This window comes from Bradyrhizobium sp. LB8.2, from assembly GCF_040548035.1.
Taxonomy (GTDB): Bacteria; Pseudomonadota; Alphaproteobacteria; order Rhizobiales; family Xanthobacteraceae; genus Bradyrhizobium.
Genome location: NZ_JBEPQV010000011.1, coordinates 158095 through 177534 on the forward strand (window position 1 = coordinate 158095; position 19440 = coordinate 177534).

Genomic DNA, 19440 nt, shown 5'->3' on the forward strand with positions numbered 1-19440 from the left:
GCACTGCGAAAAGGTGCTTTCAAATATTGCGTCTGTACCGCACTCTATCTTGCACAACCGGCGTCAAAGGGTGCTATTCCTTTCGAGATTGGCCCTAACGGCGGAAGTTTCTTCCATGTCCACTCGTCTCGATCGCATCGACCTTAAGATGTTGCGATTGCTGCAAAATAACGGCCGGCTCAGCAACGCCGATCTGGCGGAAACCGTCGCCATCAGCCCGGCCACCTGCCATCGACGCACCCAGCGCCTGTTCGAGCACGGCTTCATTGCCGCCGTCCGCGCCATGGTCGCGCCGAAGAAGGTGGCAAAGGGCACGCTGGTGATGGTCGGCGTCGTGCTCGACCGTTCGACGCCGGAAAGCTTTGCGATCTTCGAGCAGGCGATCACCAGGCTGAAATTCGTGCTCGACTGCCACCTCGTCGCCGGCGACTTCGACTATTTCCTCAAGATTCGCGTCGGCGACATGGAGGACTTCAACCGCATCCATGGCGAGCAACTCATCGCGCTGCCCGGCGTGCGCCAGACCCGCACTTTCTTCGTGATGAAGGAAGTCGTCGACAACGCGCCGCTGGAATTTTGAGCCATCAATTACGGGCAACGCCTGCTGTGGGCCGCGCGCGGCCCAGCTAGACGTGTACAGTGGAGCAGATAGCTCCCGCCTTCGTGCCATGCATCGGTTTTTGCGATCTCTTTCCATCCTCGTTTCTCGAGATCCTATGCCTCGCCAATGAGAGGTAGCGGGACATAGCATGGTTGTGCTGGTGTCTCTACACCACTTGCAAAATCGCACGGCCGTCACGGCAACTTCACTTGCTCCACACAACAACGTAGGTGAGTGTCAGCACTTCTCAACGAGGAGATCCCGCCGTGCGCCTTCCCATTCTCGATCCGAAAGACCTGAGTGCCGAACAGAAGCCGCTCTATGACGACATGCGAGCGGGTATCACGGACCACTTCAAGGGCTTTGTGAACATGCGCGACGACGGCGCGCTGCTCGGGCCGTGGAATCCCTGGATCCGCGAGCCGCGCTTCGGCAAGCCGGTGTGGGACCTGGTCAAGGCGATCGCGGCGAATCCGCTGCTGCCGGCGCCGGTGCGCGAGGTCGCAATCCTCGTCACCGGCTCGCATTTCCGCTCCGGCTACGAGCTCTATGCGCATGTGCTGGTCGCCGAGCAGCGCGGCCTTTCCGACGAGAAGCTCGCGACCATCGTCGCCGGACAGCGGCCGGTCGATCTCAGCAAGCAGGAGGCGGTCGCCTACGACGTGGCGTCCGCCTTGGTCAGCGGCGGCGTGCTGCCGGAACTGACCTGGCGGGCTGCGGTGAAGGAGTTCGGCGAGCACGGCGCGGCCGAGCTGTCCTATCTCGTCGGCGTCTATTGCATGGTCTCGGTCACGCTCAACACCTTCGACGTGCCGGTGCCGGAGTAGACGACGCGCCACCGAGGCGGCTAGTTGCGCACCGCGTAGAGCGGTGTGCGCAACGTCACCTGGTAGGACGGCTTCGGCAGCCAGGCGATCTGCGCGGTGATGCCAAACAGGCGGTTGTCGTTGTCGTCCATGCGGTCGAGATCGAGGCGCAGGATCGGCTGAGTGAAGGGCTCCGCCAGCGTCCGGGCCGCGACCTGCGCGCCGCCGAACGACTGCACGCCCAGGCGCCCCGTGATTTTCCAGTTGCTGGGCCATTGATAATAGCCGCCGGCATAGAGGATCGTGTTCGGCCGGATGCGGACGACCGGACTGGCAATGTCGGTGTAGGTGTATTGCACACCGGCAAGCCATCCGCGTGTTTCGTCCTCGTCGAGCGCGTAGTCGAACTCAAGGATGTTGTTGAACGAATTCGTCATGCCCTGCTCGTTGGGCACCGATTGCGTCAGGGTGGATTGCAGCGTGATTGTCGGGATCTTTCCGCCGTTCTGCTGGTAGAGATCGGCCTGCACACCGATGTTCCAGCTCGTGACGTCGAACGCCGACCAGCCGCCGCCTAGGTCCGTCGTCGAGCCGGACACGCCGCCATACAGCGACACGCGATCGCTGACGTCGACGGTCAGCGGCAGATCGACGGCAGTCGATTTCGCAGCCGGCAAGCCGCTCGGCAAGGTCGCGCCCCGGCGCGCCGCCAGCGCTTCGAATGCGGCCGACAAGGATGTGCTGCCGAAGCCGAGCCCGAGCGTGCCCGCGGGAATCGTTGCATAGATCGTGCGGAGATCGAGATAGATGTTCGGCACAGCCGGCTTTGCCGGCGCATCTTCTTCCTCGTCGGCGGCAATGGCGGCGCCTGCCGACATCGTCAGGCAAAACAGTCCCGTCGCGGCAGCCCGCAAAGCCTGAAGACGCGATCGGCTATGATAGGACACGTGACAATCCGACGCCTGACGCCCTAATGACGGAATCGCTCGATAGATGGAACGTGATCACGCGTCTGGTCAAGCATCATCCGCTAGCGGTGGACTGCGCGGTTGCGCGCGGTTACCCTACCGTGATCACATCGACACACTCGCCGGCCGGAGTGCAGGCCGGACATTGGAAGGACGACAGCCATGAACACGTCACGCCGCATCCTGCTTACTGGTCTGGCTGGCCTCGCTGTCGCTCCGAATGCCGTGGCCGCCGCAGTACCGTCGGCCGAACCTGGTGACGTGACGGTCGCAGAAGAACGCTTCGCGCGTACGATCGCAGCCGCACATGCACCCGACCTCACCTGCACACGGCAGGCCGAGCGTTATGCGGATGCGCATTGGCCTGAATATGTTGTGGCAGCGAGGGCCGTGCTCGACGCGCGCGTTTGATTCGCGCTTTTATTTCGCCACCGCCCGCCTGACCTGCTCGCCGATCTGCGACAGTACGAGCTGTGCCTGCGGCAAAATTGCGCCCATGGCGTGGAAATTGTGAACCATGCCGTCGTGGCAGACGTGCTCGACGGCGACGCCCGCGGCGAGCAGCTTGCGCGCATAGGCATTGCCCTCGTCGCGCATCGGGTCGTATTCGGCGGTGTGGATGATCGCGGTCGGCAGACCCGCGAGCCGTGTCATGCGCAGCGGCGAGATGCGGGGATCGGCGGCGTCCAAGCCCTCGGGTAGATAGTCGGCGAGGTCGGCTTCGATGGTGGCGCGATCGATCAAATGACCTTCGGCGAATTCCTCGCGAGAAGGTGAGGCCTCCTCGAAATCCAGCACCGGACAGATCAGGCATTGCGCGACGATGCTGAGGCCTGCGGTCTGCGCCGCCTCCTGGCATACGATCGCAGCGAGCGTTGCACCGGCGGAATCGCCGCCGAGCACCAGCCGCTCGGCGTCGATGCCGAGCGATGAGGCCTCGCGCGCTACCCATTCGGTCGCGGCGATCGCGTCGTCCACGGCGGCAGGAAATTTGTGCTCGGGCGCCAGCCGGTAATCGACCGAGACGAGACGGCAGTCTGTCGCATGCGCCAGCGCCGCCGCGATGCGGTCATGCGTGGCAATGCTGCCGGCAACGAGCCCGCCGCCGTGAAAGAACACGAAGCCGGGCGCGCGATCGCCGGCGCTTGCGGGTGAATAGAGGCGGTAGGGCAGCGCGCCGCCGGGACCGGGCAGCACGCCGTCCGACGTCGTCACGTCAGGTGCATCAGTGCGCGCGAACTGCATCAGCTTTGTCAATGACTGGCGCCGCGCCTCCACGCTCGGCCGGCTCCGCGCCCGCGGCGCGGCCGCAGCCATCATGGTCAACAAACGCTTTGCGAGCGGATCGAGCGGCATGGTGCTTCCGTTTCCCTTGTGGGAGAGGGTAACTCATCATTTTCCCGCAGGGAATCATTTAGAAATTGCGTCCAATAGTGGCGCTATAATACGGCACCACGCCAAGGGGAGGCCGGTCATGGCCGAGATCAAAAAGCCCATCGAATATTCGCCGAGCTGGACCTTCTTCGAGGGCAAATGGCATGACGGCAATGTGCCGATCATGGGCCCGCGGACGCATGCGGCCTGGCTCGGCTCGGTCGTGTTTGACGGCGCGCGTGCGTTCGAAGGCGTCGCGCCCGATCTCGACCGTCACGTCGCCCGCGCCAATCGATCCGCGATCAACTTCGGCCTGAAGCCGGTGGTCGATACCGGCACCTGGCTGACACTCGCAAATGAGGGCATCGCGCGCTTCGCGGCGAATGCCGAGCTCTATGTCCGTCCGATGTACTGGGCGCGGAACGGCTCGGGCGGCGGCGTGCTGTTCGATCCCGAGACCACCGATTGGTGCCTGTGCATCTACGAGGCGCCGATGCCAAAACCGGTCGGCAACGCCATCACGCTGTCGCCATTCCGCAGGCCCACCGCCGAATGCGCCCCGGTCGAGGCCAAGGCTGCCTGCCTCTATCCGAACAATTCGCGCGCGCTGGCGGAAGCCGCCTCGCGCGGCTTCCAGAACGCGCTGATGCTCGACATGCTCGGCAATGTCGCGGAGTTCGGCAATTCCAACGTGTTCATGGCCAGGGATGGCGTGGTCTGCACGCCGGTGCCGAACGGCACCTTTCTCAACGGCATCACGCGCCAGCGCGTCATCAGCCTGCTTCGTGCCGACGGCGTCACCGTGGTCGAGAAGACGCTGCGCTATGCCGACTTCCTCGCCGCCGACGAGATCTTTTCTACGGGCAATTTCGCAAAAGTCGCGCCGGTGATCCGTATCGACGACCGCGAGCTGAAGCCGGGCCCGCTCTACACACGCGCGCGCAAGCTCTATTGGGACTTTGCCCATGCGGTGAAGCTGGCGGCTTGATTCGCACTTTCCGTCGTCATGCCAGGGGCAGACTTGGCGATGGCGGGAGCTGGCTGCGCCGCTTAAACCGGCTGAACTGAAACGCCTGCGTCGAATTCCATGGCGTCTGATGCGCTTCGTTGCGCGTTTCGACCAGTTCGAACGCCGGCCCGAGCTCCGCCGCAAGGCTCGCGCTGTCATGACGCTGCACCGGCAGGCCGCTGCACTTCTCAGGGCCGCCGAGCGCAAACGTCGCAATGATGACGTGGCCGCCGGGCGCAACCGCCGACCGCAGGCGCTCGATGTAAGCGGTCCTGTCGCGGGACTCGGTCAGGAAGTGAAACGCCGCCCGATCGTGCCATAGATCGTATGTCTTCGCCGGGCGCCATGTCGTGGCGTCGGCAACGATCCAGTCGACCATTGAAGCGGCTGCGCCGATTCGCTTCCTGGCCGCGTCAAGCGCATTGGCGGAGAGATCCAGCACGGCGACGTCGCGATATCCGTCCAGCAGGAGAGCATCGACCAGCCGCGATGCGCCGCCCCCAATGTCGAGGATGGCGGCCTCGCGGTCCGGATTGGCCGCTCTGATCATCGCGAGCGAGGTCGCCGGAGTGTTCTGAAACCAGCTGACCTCGGCTTCGCCCTTGGTGGCGTAGACATTGTCCCAATGCGTGCTTCGGTCGGACATCGTGCGTCCTCCGGCTTGCCGGGGAGCCGGCGCATAAGAACGATCTACTCGTCCTTCTTCGACATCCGCTCAAGGCGTTCCTGCATGTCCTTCATCTGCTGGCGCAGATCGTCGATATTGCTGTCCTTTGGCACCTCGGGGGTCGCATCGGGGCCCGGCTCCGCGGAACCCGCGGGGCGGCCCGGAGTGGGCGCGAAAGGCTTGAACATTGAGAAGGTCTGCTGGAACAACTCCATGTTGCGGCGGACTTGTTCCTCCAGCGGCGCAAACGGAGTTCCAGACAGCGAGGTGGCGATCTGCTTGCGGAACTTTTCCTGCTCCTGAGTGAGCGACGCGATTGCCTGCTCCAGATATTTCGGCACCACCATCTGCATGCTGTCGCCGTAGAAGCGGATCAGCTGGCGCAGGAAGGTGGTTGGGAGCAGGTTCTGGCCGGCCTTGTTCTCCTGCTCGAAGATGATCTGGGCAAGCACGGAGCGGGTGATATCGTCGCCGGTCTTGGCGTCGTAGACCAGGAAATCTTCCCCGTCCTTGACCATGGAGGCGAGGTCTTCCAGCGTCACATAAGTGCTCGTCCCGGTATTATAGAGCCGGCGGTTCGCGTATTTCTTGATGGTGGTGGGTTGGTCTGATTTCGCCATGGGCTCTCACTTGCAAGCGCGGAGAACGGGAACCTGTCGGGCAATGCCGCAGGGCGGGAAGAGTACGCAACGCAACAAAATAAGCATTTTCAAAGGGGTCACGCTACCGTTTTGTGCGCCACGGTTAATCGGGCAGCAAAGACGTGCTTGCGAAAGCACCCAGAACGCTATTTTGAATGCGCTGCGGCATGAATTCGGTCGCCGGCCGATTGACTTGCCTCAACGACGTTAACAGGATGCCGTTCGAGACTGGCGAGCCGTTTCCCCAGCCCCGTCTGCCCCATTCAACCCCCAGGAGATGCCCATGTCAGACGATGTCGTTATCGTCAGCGCCGCCCGCACCCCGGTCGGAAGCTTCAACGGAGCGTTCGCGACCCTTCCCGCCCATGATCTCGGCGCGATCGCCATCAAGGCCGCGCTTGAGCGCGGTGGCATTGAGCCCGGTCGGGTTTCGGAAGTCATCATGGGCCAGATCCTGACCGCAGCTCAGGGCCAGAACCCGGCCCGCCAAGCCTCGATCATGGCCGGCATTCCCGTGGAGAGCCCGGCCTGGGGCGTCAACCAGCTCTGCGGCTCGGGCCTGCGCACGGTCGCGCTCGGCTACCAGGCGCTGCTCAACGGCGATTCCGAGATCGTGGTCGCCGGCGGCCAGGAGTCCATGAGCATGGCTCCGCACGCCCAGTACCTGCGCGGCGGCGTCAAGATGGGCGCGGTCGAGTTCATCGACACCATGATCAAGGACGGCCTGTGGGACGCCTTCAACGGCTATCACATGGGCAACACCGCCGAGAACGTTGCGCGGCAGTGGCAGATCACCCGCGCCCAGCAGGACGAGTTCGCGGTCGCCTCGCAGCAGAAGGCCGAAGCCGCGCAGAAGGCCGGTAAATTCAACGACGAGATCGTTCCCGTCACCATCAAGGGACGCAAGGGCGATGTCGTCGTCAGCGCCGACGAATATCCGCGCCATGGCGCAACGGTTGATGCGATGGCGAAGCTCCGTCCCGCCTTCGAGAAGGACGGCACGGTTACCGCGGGTTCGGCCTCCGGCATCAATGACGGCGCTGCTGTCGTGGTGCTGATGACTGCCAAGCAGGCCGCCAAGGAAGGCAAGACGCCGCTCGCGCGCATCGTGTCCTGGGCGCAGGCGGGCGTCGATCCGAAGATCATGGGCTCTGGCCCGATCCCGGCCTCGCGCGCCGCGCTGAAGAAGGCCGGCTGGAACGTCGGCGATCTCGACCTGATCGAGGCCAACGAAGCCTTCGCGGCGCAGGCCTGTGCCGTCAACAAGGACCTCGGCTGGGATACCTCCAAGGTCAACGTCAATGGCGGCGCGATCGCGATCGGCCATCCGGTCGGTGCCTCCGGCGCGCGCGTGCTGGTGACGCTGCTGCACGAAATGCAGAAGCGCGATTCGAAGAAGGGCCTTGCCACGCTGTGCATCGGCGGCGGCATGGGTATCGCGATGTGTCTGGCGCGCGACTGAAGATAGCTTACGCGTAACTGACGCGTAATTTGCGTGTGCGCTGCACACGTGACGGAGTGCGTTGCACGCGATTAAAAAGGCAGCGGTTGCAAATCAAATATTCTTCGCAACCGCGCAACCCTCGACTAAATACAAACGCCCGGCTCAACGCCGGGCGTTTTGTCCTTGATGTCCGTCCAACCAGCCGCATAATCCATCACTAAAAACGATCACTCAGAAACGTCGGAAGAGTCCAAGGGAAGGAATACGATATGGCACGAGTTGCATTGGTGACGGGTGGTACGCGGGGCATCGGAGCGGCGATCAGCAAGGCGCTGAAGGCGGCGGGGTACAAGGTCGCGGCGAGCTATGCCGGCAATGACACCGCGGCGGAGAAGTTCAAGGCCGAGACCGGCATCGCCGTCTACAAATGGGATGTCAGCAATTTCGACGCCTGCGCCGAAGGCGTGAAGAAGGTCGAGGCAGATCTCGGTCCCGTCGACGTGCTCGTCAACAATGCCGGCATCACCCGTGACACCGCCTTCCACAAGATGACGCTCGACCAGTGGAACGCCGTGATCAACACCAACCTCGGCTCGCTGTTCAACATGACGCGCCAGGTGATCGAAGGAATGCGTGCCCGTAAGTTCGGCCGCGTCATCTCGATCTCGTCGATCAACGGCCAGAAGGGCCAGTTCGGCCAGGTCAACTATTCCGCCGCAAAGGCCGGCGACATCGGCTTCACCAAGGCGCTTGCGATCGAGAACGCCAAGGGCGGCATCACCGTCAATGCGATCGCGCCGGGCTACATCAACACCGAAATGGTGCAGGCCGTGCCCAAGGACGTGCTGGAAAAGAACGTGATCCCGCAGATCCCGGTGAATCGTCTTGGCGAACCCGAGGAAATCGCGCGCGCTGTGGTGTTCCTCGCAGCTGACGAGGCCGGCTTCATCACCGGCTCGACGCTGACCATCAACGGCGGCCAGTACCACGCCTGATATGGCGTTTGGCGCAACAAAGCTATAATGAAGACGCCATGCCCGGCCTCGTGCCGGGCATCCGCGTCCTCAGAGCCCTCGATTGATGACCGCCCGCACTGCGACGCTGATCGGATTGACCGCGATCCTGATGTGGTCGCTGCTGTCAGTGATGACGGTGGCGACCGGAACGATCCCGGCGTTCCAGCTGGCCGCGATGACGTTCGCGATCGGCGGTCTGGTCGGTCTGCTCACCTGGATCGGTCGCGGCGAGGCGGCCAAAAGCCTGCGTCAGCCACTGGTCGTGTGGACCGTCGGCGTCGGCGGATTGTTCGGCTATCACGCGCTGTATTTCCTCGCACTGCGCTTCGCGCCGCCGGCTGAAGCCGGCCTGCTGAATTATCTGTGGCCGCTCCTGATCGTGCTGTTCTCGTCGTTGCTGCCAGGCGAGCGGCTTGCCGTGCATCACATCGTCGGCGCCGTGCTCGGCCTCGCCGGCACCGTGCTGCTGTTCGCCGGAAGCACCTCCGGCTTCGCGCAGGGGCAATTGCCGGGATTGGTTGCGGCCTTCATCGCAGCCTTCGTGTGGGCGACCTATTCGGTGCTGTCGCGCCGATTGAAGGCGGTGCCGACCGATGCGGTCGCGGGATTCTGCCTCGCCACCGCGGTGCTTGCCGCGCTGATGCATGGCCTGCTTGAAACCACGGTATGGCCGGACACCACGCTGCAATGGCTCTCGGTGATCGCGCTCGGCATCGGCCCCGTCGGTGCCGCCTTCTACGCCTGGGACATCGGCATGAAGCGCGGCGACATCCGCGTGCTCGGCGCCGCGTCCTACGCGACGCCGCTGCTCTCGACCGGCTTCCTCATCGCCGCCGGTTTTGCAAAAGCCAGCGCCAACATCGCCATCGCCGCGATCCTGATCGCCGGCGGCGGCCTGATCGCGGCAAAGGACATGGTGCTGCGGAAGCGGTAGCGTCATGCCGGGGCAAGCCGGAACTGTGGTGCCTTAAGGCTCCCAGCCCTTCGGCGCGAGCTCGAACTTTGCGAACTCGAAGGCGGGCGCCACGGTGCAGCCGAGCAGCGTCCACTCGCCGGTGGTCTCGGCCGTCTGCCAGGCATTCGCCGGCACGATCGCCTGCGGCCGCTCACCGCTCACAAGGTCCGTGCCGAGGCGCACTTCATGCTGCGAGCAGCCGTTATGGGCGATCCGCAGCGTCAGCGCGCCGCCGGCGTAATAGTGCCAGACCTCGACTGCATCGATGCGATGCCAGTGCGAGCGCTCGCCGCGCGCGAGCAGGAAGTAGATCAGGGTCGAACGCGACCGGCCGTTGGCGTCCGTGGTCTGGTCGCGAAACGTCTCGCGGTAATGCCCGCCCTCGGGATGCGGGCGGAGTTCGAGGCGCGCGATGATCTCGGCTGCGGTCGGCATCGATTCCCGTCAGGATTTGATCTTCAAGACTTGTTCTTGCGCTCGCGCAGCTCGCCGAACACCGCGGCGGCATCCGCGCCTTTCATGTGCAGCCTGGCTGCGACCGACGGTTCGTCGGCGCGCAGGAACACGTTTGCTCGCTTCTCCTCACCAAGCAGTGAGGGAACGGTCGGCTTGTTCTCGGCCCGCAGCTTCGCCACCTCCGCCGCGCGCGCCTGCAGCGCCGCATTGTCGGGGTCGACGGCCAGCGCGAACTTGACGTTGGATGCCGTGTATTCATGGCCGCAATAGAGATTGAAGTCGTCGGGCAGGGCACGCAGCTTCAAAAGCGAATCCCACATCATCGGATAGGTGCCCTCGAACACGCGGCCGCAGCCGATCGAGAACAGCGTGTCGGCGGCGAACAGCGCCTTCTCGGTGTCGAACACGTAGGAGATGTGGTCGAGCGTGTGGCCGGGCGTCTCCAGTACCCGCCCCAGCAAGCTGCCGACCTTGACGATTTCGGCATTGGCGACGCGCAAGTCGACGTCTGCGATCTTAGTCGTCTTGTCATGCGGCGCGACGACGCGGCAATTGTATTTCTGCTTGAGCTCGGCCACCCCGCCGACATGATCGCCATGATGATGGGTGATCAGGATGTCGGTGAGCTGCCAGCCCTCGCGCTCCAGCGCCTTCAGGATGGGACCGGCCTCCGGCGCGTCGATCGACGCCGTCGCCTTGGTTTCCACATCGTGGATCAGATAACCGAAATTGTCGTTTAAACAGGTGAAAGTACGAATTTCGGCAGCCATGTCATCTCCATCGCGCTCAGCCCCGCCAGACAAATATGGCGTTAACGTTGCGCAGGCAATGCAATATTCCGCGCGCAGGGTCCACCTCGTGCATGTTACATTGCCGTCATGACCATTGATGTCGTCGACCTCCGCGAGTTCTACTCCCGCCGCCTCGGGATTGTGGCGCGGCAAATGATCAATCGCGGCATCAGGGAGCGGTGGCCGCGTATCGAGGGCCAGCGCGTGCTCGGCTTTGGCTATCCCACGCCCTATCTCGGGTTGTTCCGCGAGGATGCGGAGCGCTGCATCGCCTTCATGCCGTCGGCGCAGGGCGTCTTGAAATGGCCGACCGGACGGCCGGCGCTCGCCTCGCTGGTGGATGAATTCTCGTTGCCGCTTCCCGACGCCGCGGTCGATCGCATCCTGCTGGTCCACGCGCTGGAAATGTCGGACGATCCGGCCGCGCTGCTGCGCGAGGCTTGGCGCGTGCTGTCGCCGTCCGGCCGGATGATCGCGGTCATCCCGAACCGGCGCGGGGTGTGGACCCGCACCGACAGCACGCCGTTCGGTCACGGCCGGCCCTATTCGCGCTCGCAGATCACCGACCTGTTGCGCCAGACCTGGTTTACCCCGACCGCATGGGGCGAGGCGCTGTTCATGCCGCCCTATGCCGGCGGCTGGGTACTGAAATCCGCACAGATGTGGGAGCGCGCTGGCGCGGCGCTGTCGCTGCCCTTCGCGGGCGTGCACATCGTCGAGGCGACCAAGCAGGTCTACCGCGCGATCCCCGCCAAGCGCGAGCGGGCGCGGCTGATTCCCTCGCTGGCGAAGCCGGTGCTGGTGCCGTCCTCGACAAGCGTGACGCGCAGCTAGAGCTCCGTTCCGGTTGCATCGGAACGGAGCTCTAGTTTCTTGTTTCGACGCGTTTTCTTGACGCGAACCGGTATCCACTTCGCTCGAAAACGCTCTAAAAAAATCGTCCCGGCAAGACCGGGACGATTCAGGTCAGAATATCTGGCGAAACGGTTGCGGCTTACTCGCCGGGGGCCACTTCGTCGCTCGAGGCCGCCGGAGCGGCTTCGCGCTCGGGGCGCGGGCCATTCGGCCGGCGGCGCCGCCGCGGAAAGCGTTCGCCGCCAGCAGCGCCTTCAAGGCCGGCGCCCGGGGCGCCGGTCAACTGCGGCTGCGGGCCGGTGATGAAGGAGGGCAGACGATCGACGTTGCCAGCCTCGGCGACGACGACGGGCTGCGGCTGGTTCTGCGGTTGCGGCTGATATTGCGGCTGCGGACGATGGTCGCGCTCGCGATGTTCGCGCGGCTGCTGGTTGTCGCGCTGATAAGGCTGGTTGTCGCGCGGCTGATGATCTCGCTGCTGATGATCTCGCTGGCCATCGCGGTCGCGCACGAAAGTCGGCTGCGGCGGCTGCGGGACGAAACCCGGCTCCTGGCCAAAATTCGAGAAATTCTCGCCGTCGTCTTCGCTGTCGTCGCCGCTGCTGTTGCTGATGGGCTCGTCGCCGCGCGGCTGCTGGTTTTGGCGGAACTGCTCCTGAGCCGTCGCGATCAGGCGAAAATAATGCTCGGCGTGCTGGTAGTAGTTCTCGGCCGCAACGGGGTCTCCGGAGGAGCGCGCGTCACGCGCGAGCTGAAGATACTTTTCAGCGACATGCGAAGCCGTGCCGCGGATCTTGATGTCGGGTCCGTTGGACTCGTAGACCCGGGTCATCGGGTTTTGGCCGCGCCGGTTATTGTTGTTGTTATTGTTGCTACTATTGTTGTTGCGGTTGCGCATCCGCTGCTTGTTCTGACCGTTTCTCATGTCCTGCCTTTAATTCCAGCCCTAAAGGTTGCACGCATCACTGATTGCTGAGAGTGACCTGATGACAGCGGTTCACATCGCTCGCGCGCACCGCACGCAAACAGATTGATCCCTGCCGATGTTCGTCGACCGTCGCGTTCAACAAAGACGCGTTCCCCACCGCCAGCATCTATCGCCAGCGAACCCATTCATATCGCCTGCCGAAACAAGCCTAGCTTTGTTGCGTAAGTCTTAAAGCTCAATATCAGGCTTTCGTTCACGTTGCGGTCGGTAAGCAGCGCAGCTCAATGGCCATCGCGCTCAACAGGACCTGCGGTTTGGAACCTTTATCGGTAGGCTCTCGCTCGAGAGACCCCGGCTTTCGCCCGTAGGTCTACGGGGCCGGCACCGATCTGTTGATCAGAAGGTAGTCGTTCCCAAGGGATATTCCAAGAGGTTTTTTGCAGCCCAATCCGGCTTTTATGGGGGCATTTTTCGGGCCGAAACCGCCCGCGGGATGCCCGCCAGATCGACCTTGGGCGAACTGTCCACCACCAACGCAGCGGCCGTCATCAAGGTTTCAATATTTCGGGCCTGGCCCTGTCCGGCCTCGACGATCAGTGCTCCGCCGGGGGCGAGACGTTCGGCGGCCTGCGGGGTCAGGGCGCGATAGGCGTCGTAACCGTCATTGCCGCCATCGAGCGCCAGATGCGGATCGTGCTCGCGCACCTCGATGCTCAGTTTCGGAATTTCGGCCGACGGGATGTAGGGCGGGTTCGAGACGATGAGGTCGAACGGGCCGCGAAGCGCCGCCGCGTAGGAGCAGGCGACGAAGCTGGCGCGGTCGGCGAAACCCAGAGCTGCGGCGTTGTCTCTGGCGGTCTTGAGCGCGGTCAAGCTGAGATCGGTGCCGACACCGAAGGCGCCGGGAATTTCGTGCAGCAGCGCGAGCAGGATAGCGCCCGATCCGGTGCCGATATCCGCGATGCGCGGGCGCTGCCCCGATATCGTGAGGCCGCGAAAGATCTCGAGCGCCAGTTCGACCACGGTCTCAGTGTCCGGCCGCGGCACCAGCGTTGCCTCGGATAGCTGGAACGGCAGGCCCCAGAATTCCCGAGCGCCGAGAATGCGGGCGACCGGCTCATGGGCGAGCCGGCGCTTCGCGGATGCTTCGAGCCGCGCGGCCTCTTCAGCTGTGAGTTGCCGGGCTGCCTGCGTGACCAAGCCGGTCAGATCAAGCCTCAGCGCAGCCCCGACGAGCAGGCGCGCATCAAGGGCGGGCTGCTCGATGCCGGCCGATTGCAGCCGTGCCGCAAGCGCGCGCCGCGCACTCTCGATGCTGTGTCCGGGTTCGAAATCGGCCGCCAATGGAACCATCCTGCCTGGCACCGTGGATAGATCGCCGGGCTTGCTTGCGTCAACGGAAACGAGCGCGTCAGATCGCGCCTCGCAGCGAAGGAGGGATCCATGGCGCCCTATGATGATCAGAACGTTTTCGCAAAGATCCTGCGCGGCGAGATACCCTGTTTCGAGGTTTTCAGGGACGAGCGCAGCCTCGCCTTCCTCGACATTATGCCGCGCTCGCCCGGACACACGCTGGTCATTCCCCGGGCGCGGGCGCGCGGCATTCTCGATATCGCGGATGACGACCTCGCCGCGGTCGCCCGAACCGCCAAGCGGATCGCGATTGCCGCGATGAAGGCCTTCGGCGCCGAAGGCATCATCCTTCAGCAGTTCAGCGAGCCGGCCAGTGGTCAGGTGGTCTTTCACCTGCACATGCACGTCATGCCGGTCAGGGCCGGAATCGAGCTGCTGCCGGCGCAGACGCGCAAGGAAGACATGGCCGTGCTCGCCGATCACGCCAGGCGAATGATCGCCGCGATCTAGACGCCGAGATAGCGCTGGAGCAGCTCCGGCTGGGCCTTGAGCTCCTGCGCCGGCCCCTCGTGCACGATGTGACCGTTGTTGATGATGTAGATCCGCGTCGCCAGCGCCAGCGTGGCCGCCAGGTTCTGCTCGACCAGCACGATGGTTTGGCCGGCGGCCGCGAGCTCGCGGCAGGCCTTGACGAGATCGTGGACGATGACGGGCGCAAGCCCCTCGAACGGCTCGTCCAGCAGCACGATCTTGGGATCGCGCACCAGCGCCCGTGCGATCGCGAGCATCTGCTGCTCGCCGCCGGAGAGCTCGGTGCCGCGGTTGTTGCGCCGCTCCTTCAGCCGCGGAAACATTTCGTAGATGCGCTGGAGCGGCCAGCGTTTCGGCGCAGTGATCCCGGCGAGGATGATATTCTCCTCCACCGACAGGCCGCCGAAGATGCGGCGTTCCTCGTGCACGAGCTGCATGCCGGCCTGCGCGATTCTGTGGCTCTTGCGCCCGGCGATGTCGATGCCGTCGAACTTCACGCTGCCGCTGCGGGGCGTCACGACGCCCATCAGGCTCTTCAGCGTGGTGCTCTTGCCGGCGCCGTTGCGGCCCAGCAACGCCACCACCTCATGACGCTCCACATGCATGGCGACGTCGAACAGGATGTGGGAGTCCCCGTAATAGCTGTTCAGGCCGTTGACCTCGATCAGGCTCATGCGGCGATCTCTCCGTGAACACCGCCGAGATAGGCTTCCTGCACGGCGGCGTTGGACTTGATTTCCTCGGGCGTGCCGTCGAGCAGCACCTTGCCTTCCTGGAGCACTGTCACGCGCTCGACCAGTTCGAACAGCGAATCCATGTCGTGGTCGATGATGATCATGGTGCGCCCGCGCGCGATCGATTTGAGCAGCTTGACGGTCTCGACCCGCTCGCGCGGGCTCATGCCGGCAAGCGGCTCGTCGAGCAGCAGCAGGCGCGGCGACGTCGCGAGCGCGAGCCCGATCTCCAGCCTGCGCTTCTCGCCATAGGCGAGCTCCGATACGGGCGTATCAGCACGGCGGGTCAGGTTGACGAGGGCAAGCGTGTGCTCCACCTGTTCCGTCAGGCCCTTGACGCCGGAGAGCTTGCGGAACAGGTCGAGCCGGAATTTTCCGCGCAGCTCGGCGAGCGCGGCGATCGTCAGGTTCTGCCGTACCGTCAATCCGGTGAAGAGCTGGTTGACCTGGTAGCTTTTGGTCAGTCCGAGCTGGCAAACCTCGGTGACCCTCAATCCCGTGATGTCGCGCCCCTCGAACACGATCTGGCCGGAGGTCGGCGCGATCTCGCAGGTCAGCATCTTGAAGAAGGTCGATTTGCCGGCGCCGTTGGGACCGATGATCCCGCGCAGCTCGCCCTGATTGACGGTGAAATCGATGTCGCTATTGGCAACGAGGCCGCCATAGCGCTTGGTCAGGCCGGTGGCTTTCAGGATCGGTCCGGAATAGGCGGGTTGCTTGGCCTCCTTGGCCTGCTTCGGCGCCGGTGCGGGTTGCTGCGCGGCCTCAGCGTCAGCGGCCTCTTGCTCTATCTCCGCGTCCGTCCGCTTTTGCTTGCCCGAGACAAGGCGGTAGAGATCGGCAAGACCGCCGATGATGCCGCCGCGCAGGAAGCAGACCAGCAGCACGAACACGACACCCAGCACCAGCTTCCAGGCTGCGCCGAGACCCAGCGCGGATTGGAGGAAATCCTGAAGGAAGAGCCAAACAGTTGCGCCGACCAGCGGTCCGAACAGCGTGCCCCGGCCGCCGATGGCCGTCTGCATCACGAGCTGGCCGGAGGTATCGAAGGTGAAGGCGTCGGGCGGCATGAAGGCCTGGAGCACGCCGAGCAGGCCGCCGGCGAAGCCCGCATAAGCGGCTGCGATCACGAAGGCGGTCAGCTTGTAGCCGTGGATGTTGTGGCCGACCGCGGTGGCGCGCAGCGGATTGTCGCGGATCGCGCTGAAGATGGCGCCGACCGGCGAGCGTACGATCCTGAGCGCAATGACGACGCCGACGAAATAGCACAGCGCGATGAACTGATAGAGCGACCAGCCATTGGTGAAGTGGATGGTGGTGAAGCCGAGATTGAAGCTCGGCGTCGGCACGCCGGGCAGGCCATTCTCGCCGCCGGTGAAGTCGGAGAGCGGATTGAACTCGACGAAGAAGAACACTTCCGCGATCGCCACGGTGATCATGGCGAAATAGATGCCGGTGCGGCGCAACGCGATCAGACCGATCAGATAGCCGGTCGCAGCGGCTGCGATCATGCCGATGATTAGCGCGCCCAGCACGTTGCCGAAGCCGGCGCGGGTCAGGAGGTAGGCGGCGACGAAGCCGCCGGTGCCGTAGAAGGCGGACTGACCGAACGACAGCAAGCCGGTGAACCCGAACAGGATGTCGAAGCCGAGCCCGAACAGGCCCCAGACCAGGATCCGGTTCACGGTGTTCGGCGCGAAGCCGAGATGGGGCAGCACGAAGGGGGCTGCGATCAAGCCGATCGCAGTCAGGGCTTCGATCAGGAACGGGCGTTGCTTGAGCATCAGGAAATCGCTTACTCGCGGCCCTGGACGCCGAGCAGGCCATGCGGTCGCACCACGAGTACGAGCGCCATCGCTGCAAACAGCATCACATAGGCATAGCCGGGGTTGAACATGGAGGTGACGCTGATGATCTCGCCGGCGATCAGGCCGCCGAGGATCGCGCCCGGGAAAGAGCCAACACCGCCGATCACCACCACCACGAAAGTCTGGACCAGGATGTCGTCACCGATGCCCGGTGTCAGCGACGCCACCGGCGCGTTGACGATGCCGGCAAAGCCGGCGGCCATTGCGCCAATGCCGAACACGACCATGAAGACGCGGTAGACGTTGATGCCGAGCGAGTCGACCATCACCGAATCCTCGATGCCGGCGCGCACGATCATGCCGAGCCGGGTCCGGTAGAGGATGATGAACAGTGCGCCGAGCGCGATCGCGACGATGCCGACCACGGCGAGGCGGTAGGTCGGATAGAACATGAAGCCGAGATTGGTAATGCCCTGGAACAGCGCCGGCGGCGGCACCAGCTGCGACTGGCTCGAGAAGATCAGGCGCACCAGCTCGACGAAGCAGATGCCGAGCCCGAAGGTCACGAGCAGCTGATCCTCATGGGGGCGGTGATAGAAATGGCGGATGATGACGCGTTCCATGAGGACGCCGAGCAGCATCACGAACAGTGAGCCCGCGATGACGGCGAGAATGAACGACTCCGTGTACTGGTAGGCGACGAAGCCGGCATAGCCGCCGATCATGAACATCGCGCCATGCGCGAGGTTGAGCACGCCGAGCGTGCCGTAGATGATGGTCAGGCCGGAGCTGATCAGCGCGAGCAGGGCGCCGAGCGCGAGCCCGTTGAAAAGCTGCGAAACGAGATTGGGCCAATTAATCATGCAACGATCGCTATTGTAACACGCGAAGGGGCGCATCAAAAAAGGTGACGCCGCAGGTCCAGAGTGCAGCCCGCGGCGTCACAGGGGTTAGTGCGGGCTCAGGTGTAGTCGCCGAGATGGCACCCGAACGCGTCCGGCTTCTGCATCAGGCCTTCGCCCGGGACGATTTCGACGACGTCGTACCAGTCTTCCTTGTTCTTCATGTCCTTCTGCTGCTTGCCCTTGACGATGATCACGGGGCGGACACATTGGTGATCTTCGGGGCGGTAATGCACGTCGCCAACCAGCGAGGGGATGGTTTCGCCCTTCTCGTAGGCCTTGATCACGTCGGGCGGGCTGAAGCTGCCGGCCTGCTCGCACATGTGGGCCCAATGCGCGAAGCTGACATAGGCGTTCTCCGCGCCCCATTCCGGCTTGTAGCCGTACTTCTTCTCGAAGGCTTCGTTGAACATCTTGGCCAGCGGGAACTTGTCCTCGATCGTCCACCAATAGTCGGTGGCGGCGTAGACGCCCTGCATCAGGCCGCCGGTTTCGCGCGCGATGAAAGGCACCTGGTAGGGAACGACCAGCTTCATCTTGTCGAGCACGCCGAACTGCTTGGCTTGCTGGGTCGACAGCACGGCGTCGTGGCCCCAGTTGACGTTGATCAGGACGTCGGCGCCGGAGTTCGCGACGTTGAGCAGATAGGAGGAATAATCAGGCGCGCCGAGCGGCGCGACCTGGTTGGTCACGGTGGTCCAGCCCGCGGTCGCGAGGAAGTCCTGCATGGATTTGGTGACGGTGTGGCCGTAGGTGTAGTCAGGCGTCAGATACGCCGCCTTCTTGCCCTTGCCGAACTCCCGTACCATCACCGGGCCGATCGCCGCAGCTGCGGTCTGGCCGAAGAAGTTCTGGCGGAAGCCGTAGCGAACGCAATCCTTGCCGGTGGTGTCGTTCGAGCCGGAAATGCCGCACACGAACAGCACGTGCTCACGCTGGGCGAGCTTGTTGAGCGCGACCGCGACGGCGCTGGACGTGCCGCCTGTGATCATGATCGCCTTGTTCTCGCTGATGAAGCGCTGCTGCGCCTGTACCGCCTCGTTCGGCTTGGCCGCGGAATCGGCGACGCCGAACTTCAGCTCTTTGCCGAGCACGCCCTTGCTGGTCTTGGGCGATATCTTCTTGATCAGATCATGGCCGCTGTTGATGTGCTCGATCGCGAGCTGATAGCCCTTGAGTTCGTCCTCGCCCTGCACGGCGTAGGTGCCGGTGCGCGGCACCGAGATGCCGATGAAGGCGGTGGAACCCGAGACCCCCGCGGGGTAGGACCCGATCGCCGGCTTGTCCTCGGCAAACGCCGGCATCCCGGGCAGAACCGCGCCGCCGATGAGACCCGCGGTGGTCTGAAGCAGGCCACGGCGCGAGAGGCCGCGGCGGATGAGATTGTCAGTCATGATTGTTTCCTCCGAACATTTGTTCTTGTTTGCAGGCGCGAACACGACCTGTCCGGCGCCGCCGACCTCGCTGGCCTGCTGCGCCGGGCACGTCACGTCCGCGTGTAGCTCTTGGACGTAGACATTGCTTGTGAACGCCTTCTGTCAATTTCGTCTTTGGTCGAATAACGAAAATTATCTCGTGAAAACATATCGGATCACGATATA

At 63.8% G+C, this 19440-nt stretch carries 21 protein-coding genes; 9 read left to right on the top strand and 12 right to left on the bottom strand.

Annotated features, from left to right (window positions below):
• Nucleotides 1-115 precede the first annotated feature (115 nt).
• Entirely contained in the window at nt 116-580 is a 465-nt protein-coding gene (locus ABIB06_RS16210; protein WP_354049683.1) for an Lrp/AsnC family transcriptional regulator, read from the top strand.
• Nucleotides 581-867: 287 nt separating this feature from the next.
• Entirely contained in the window at nt 868-1428 is a 561-nt protein-coding gene (locus tag ABIB06_RS16215; protein WP_354049682.1) for a carboxymuconolactone decarboxylase family protein, read from the top strand.
• 20 nt (nt 1429-1448) lie between these two features.
• On the opposite strand, the gene ABIB06_RS16220 is transcribed toward ABIB06_RS16215, so the two are convergent.
• The gene (locus tag ABIB06_RS16220) at nt 1449-2321 is read right to left on the bottom strand and encodes a hypothetical protein (protein WP_354049767.1); all 873 of its coding nucleotides are present in this window, start codon (nt 2319-2321) and stop codon (nt 1449-1451) included.
• Between the two features lie 216 nt (nt 2322-2537).
• Here ABIB06_RS16220 and ABIB06_RS16225 point away from each other — a divergent pair, with 216 nt between their 5' ends.
• Nucleotides 2538-2786, top strand: a complete 249-nt coding sequence (locus ABIB06_RS16225) for a hypothetical protein (RefSeq protein WP_354049681.1) — start codon at nt 2538-2540, stop codon at nt 2784-2786.
• Nucleotides 2787-2795: 9 nt separating this feature from the next.
• On the opposite strand, the gene ABIB06_RS16230 is transcribed toward ABIB06_RS16225, so the two are convergent.
• The gene (locus ABIB06_RS16230; protein WP_354049680.1) at nt 2796-3731 is read right to left on the bottom strand and encodes an alpha/beta hydrolase; all 936 of its coding nucleotides are present in this window, start codon (nt 3729-3731) and stop codon (nt 2796-2798) included.
• A gap of 118 nt (nt 3732-3849) precedes the next feature.
• Here ABIB06_RS16230 and ABIB06_RS16235 point away from each other — a divergent pair, with 118 nt between their 5' ends.
• The gene (locus tag ABIB06_RS16235; protein ID WP_354049679.1) at nt 3850-4737 is read left to right on the top strand and encodes a branched-chain amino acid aminotransferase; all 888 of its coding nucleotides are present in this window, start codon (nt 3850-3852) and stop codon (nt 4735-4737) included.
• 16 nt (nt 4738-4753) lie between these two features.
• On the opposite strand, the gene ABIB06_RS16240 is transcribed toward ABIB06_RS16235, so the two are convergent.
• Together ABIB06_RS16240 and phaR are read right to left on the bottom strand one after the other, a co-directional pair.
• A complete protein-coding gene (locus ABIB06_RS16240) occupies nt 4754-5404 on the bottom strand; it encodes a class I SAM-dependent methyltransferase (RefSeq protein WP_354049678.1) in 651 nt (216 codons plus the stop codon).
• 44 nt (nt 5405-5448) lie between these two features.
• Nucleotides 5449-6045: a polyhydroxyalkanoate synthesis repressor PhaR gene (gene phaR, locus ABIB06_RS16245; RefSeq protein ID WP_247344971.1), complete on the bottom strand. Its 597-nt coding sequence runs from the start codon at nt 6043-6045 to the stop codon at nt 5449-5451.
• Nucleotides 6046-6349: 304 nt separating this feature from the next.
• Here phaR and ABIB06_RS16250 point away from each other — a divergent pair, with 304 nt between their 5' ends.
• The 3 genes from ABIB06_RS16250 (at nt 6350) to yddG (ending at nt 9460) form a co-directional block, all read left to right on the top strand.
• Entirely contained in the window at nt 6350-7528 is a 1179-nt protein-coding gene (locus ABIB06_RS16250) for an acetyl-CoA C-acetyltransferase (RefSeq protein ID WP_247344968.1), read from the top strand.
• A 251-nt stretch (nt 7529-7779) separates the two neighbouring features.
• Nucleotides 7780-8505 (top strand): acetoacetyl-CoA reductase, encoded by a 726-nt coding sequence (gene phbB / locus ABIB06_RS16255; protein WP_247444637.1) that lies wholly within the window; start codon nt 7780-7782, stop codon nt 8503-8505.
• Between the two features lie 85 nt (nt 8506-8590).
• A complete protein-coding gene (yddG, locus tag ABIB06_RS16260) occupies nt 8591-9460 on the top strand; it encodes an aromatic amino acid exporter YddG (RefSeq protein ID WP_354049677.1) in 870 nt (289 codons plus the stop codon).
• A gap of 33 nt (nt 9461-9493) precedes the next feature.
• On the opposite strand, the gene ABIB06_RS16265 is transcribed toward yddG, so the two are convergent.
• Together ABIB06_RS16265 and gloB are read right to left on the bottom strand one after the other, a co-directional pair.
• Nucleotides 9494-9916, bottom strand: a complete 423-nt coding sequence (locus tag ABIB06_RS16265; RefSeq protein ID WP_354049676.1) for a cupin domain-containing protein — start codon at nt 9914-9916, stop codon at nt 9494-9496.
• Nucleotides 9917-9939: 23 nt separating this feature from the next.
• Entirely contained in the window at nt 9940-10707 is a 768-nt protein-coding gene (gene gloB / locus ABIB06_RS16270) for a hydroxyacylglutathione hydrolase (protein WP_354049675.1), read from the bottom strand.
• A 108-nt stretch (nt 10708-10815) separates the two neighbouring features.
• Between gloB and ABIB06_RS16275 the strand changes: the two genes are divergently transcribed.
• On the top strand, nt 10816-11562 hold the full coding sequence (locus tag ABIB06_RS16275) for a class I SAM-dependent methyltransferase (protein ID WP_247344951.1): 747 nt from the start codon (nt 10816-10818) through the stop codon (nt 11560-11562).
• A 160-nt stretch (nt 11563-11722) separates the two neighbouring features.
• Here ABIB06_RS16275 and ABIB06_RS16280 read toward each other — a convergent pair whose 3' ends face one another.
• Nucleotides 11723-12508, bottom strand: a complete 786-nt coding sequence (locus ABIB06_RS16280; protein WP_354049674.1) for a DUF4167 domain-containing protein — start codon at nt 12506-12508, stop codon at nt 11723-11725.
• A 459-nt stretch (nt 12509-12967) separates the two neighbouring features.
• On the bottom strand, nt 12968-13864 hold the full coding sequence (gene prmC / locus ABIB06_RS16285; RefSeq protein WP_354049673.1) for a peptide chain release factor N(5)-glutamine methyltransferase: 897 nt from the start codon (nt 13862-13864) through the stop codon (nt 12968-12970).
• 90 nt (nt 13865-13954) lie between these two features.
• On the opposite strand from prmC, the gene ABIB06_RS16290 reads away from it, so the two are divergent.
• Complete coding sequence (locus ABIB06_RS16290) at nt 13955-14374, top strand: HIT family protein (protein WP_354049672.1); 420 nt, start codon at nt 13955-13957, stop codon at nt 14372-14374.
• Here the strand turns inward: ABIB06_RS16290 and ABIB06_RS16295 are convergent.
• From ABIB06_RS16295 to ABIB06_RS16310, 4 genes are all read right to left on the bottom strand, one after another.
• Complete coding sequence (locus tag ABIB06_RS16295; RefSeq protein ID WP_247344941.1) at nt 14371-15069, bottom strand: ABC transporter ATP-binding protein; 699 nt, start codon at nt 15067-15069, stop codon at nt 14371-14373. The two genes, ABIB06_RS16290 and ABIB06_RS16295, sit on opposite strands and share 4 nt — an antisense overlap.
• Nucleotides 15066-16913 (bottom strand): branched-chain amino acid ABC transporter ATP-binding protein/permease, encoded by a 1848-nt coding sequence (locus ABIB06_RS16300; protein ID WP_354049671.1) that lies wholly within the window; start codon nt 16911-16913, stop codon nt 15066-15068. Before ABIB06_RS16300 ends, ABIB06_RS16295 begins: the two co-directional genes overlap by 4 nt.
• A gap of 11 nt (nt 16914-16924) precedes the next feature.
• Nucleotides 16925-17800, bottom strand: a complete 876-nt coding sequence (locus ABIB06_RS16305) for a branched-chain amino acid ABC transporter permease (protein WP_354049670.1) — start codon at nt 17798-17800, stop codon at nt 16925-16927.
• Nucleotides 17801-17898: 98 nt separating this feature from the next.
• The gene (locus tag ABIB06_RS16310) at nt 17899-19233 is read right to left on the bottom strand and encodes a substrate-binding protein (RefSeq protein ID WP_247353105.1); all 1335 of its coding nucleotides are present in this window, start codon (nt 19231-19233) and stop codon (nt 17899-17901) included.
• Between the last annotated feature and the right edge of the window lie 207 nt (nt 19234-19440).

Coding starts and splice junctions, on each gene's coding strand:
- ABIB06_RS16210 (WP_354049683.1), top strand. CDS start 116: ATGTCCACTCGTCTCGATCGCATCGACCTTAAGATGTTGCGATTGCTG.
- ABIB06_RS16225 (WP_354049681.1), top strand. CDS start 2,538: ATGAACACGTCACGCCGCATCCTGCTTACTGGTCTGGCTGGCCTCGCT.
- ABIB06_RS16230 (WP_354049680.1), bottom strand. CDS start 3,731: ATGCCGCTCGATCCGCTCGCAAAGCGTTTGTTGACCATGATGGCTGCG.
- ABIB06_RS16235 (WP_354049679.1), top strand. CDS start 3,850: ATGGCCGAGATCAAAAAGCCCATCGAATATTCGCCGAGCTGGACCTTC.
- ABIB06_RS16240 (WP_354049678.1), bottom strand. CDS start 5,404: ATGTCCGACCGAAGCACGCATTGGGACAATGTCTACGCCACCAAGGGC.
- phaR (WP_247344971.1), bottom strand. CDS start 6,045: ATGGCGAAATCAGACCAACCCACCACCATCAAGAAATACGCGAACCGC.
- ABIB06_RS16250 (WP_247344968.1), top strand. CDS start 6,350: ATGTCAGACGATGTCGTTATCGTCAGCGCCGCCCGCACCCCGGTCGGA.
- phbB (WP_247444637.1), top strand. CDS start 7,780: ATGGCACGAGTTGCATTGGTGACGGGTGGTACGCGGGGCATCGGAGCG.
- yddG (WP_354049677.1), top strand. CDS start 8,591: ATGACCGCCCGCACTGCGACGCTGATCGGATTGACCGCGATCCTGATG.
- ABIB06_RS16265 (WP_354049676.1), bottom strand. CDS start 9,916: ATGCCGACCGCAGCCGAGATCATCGCGCGCCTCGAACTCCGCCCGCAT.
- gloB (WP_354049675.1), bottom strand. CDS start 10,707: ATGGCTGCCGAAATTCGTACTTTCACCTGTTTAAACGACAATTTCGGT.
- ABIB06_RS16275 (WP_247344951.1), top strand. CDS start 10,816: ATGACCATTGATGTCGTCGACCTCCGCGAGTTCTACTCCCGCCGCCTC.
- ABIB06_RS16280 (WP_354049674.1), bottom strand. CDS start 12,508: ATGAGAAACGGTCAGAACAAGCAGCGGATGCGCAACCGCAACAACAAT.
- prmC (WP_354049673.1), bottom strand. CDS start 13,864: ATGGTTCCATTGGCGGCCGATTTCGAACCCGGACACAGCATCGAGAGT.
- ABIB06_RS16290 (WP_354049672.1), top strand. CDS start 13,955: ATGGCGCCCTATGATGATCAGAACGTTTTCGCAAAGATCCTGCGCGGC.
- ABIB06_RS16295 (WP_247344941.1), bottom strand. CDS start 15,069: ATGAGCCTGATCGAGGTCAACGGCCTGAACAGCTATTACGGGGACTCC.
- ABIB06_RS16300 (WP_354049671.1), bottom strand. CDS start 16,913: ATGCTCAAGCAACGCCCGTTCCTGATCGAAGCCCTGACTGCGATCGGC.
- ABIB06_RS16305 (WP_354049670.1), bottom strand. CDS start 17,800: ATGATTAATTGGCCCAATCTCGTTTCGCAGCTTTTCAACGGGCTCGCG.
- ABIB06_RS16310 (WP_247353105.1), bottom strand. CDS start 19,233: ATGACTGACAATCTCATCCGCCGCGGCCTCTCGCGCCGTGGCCTGCTT.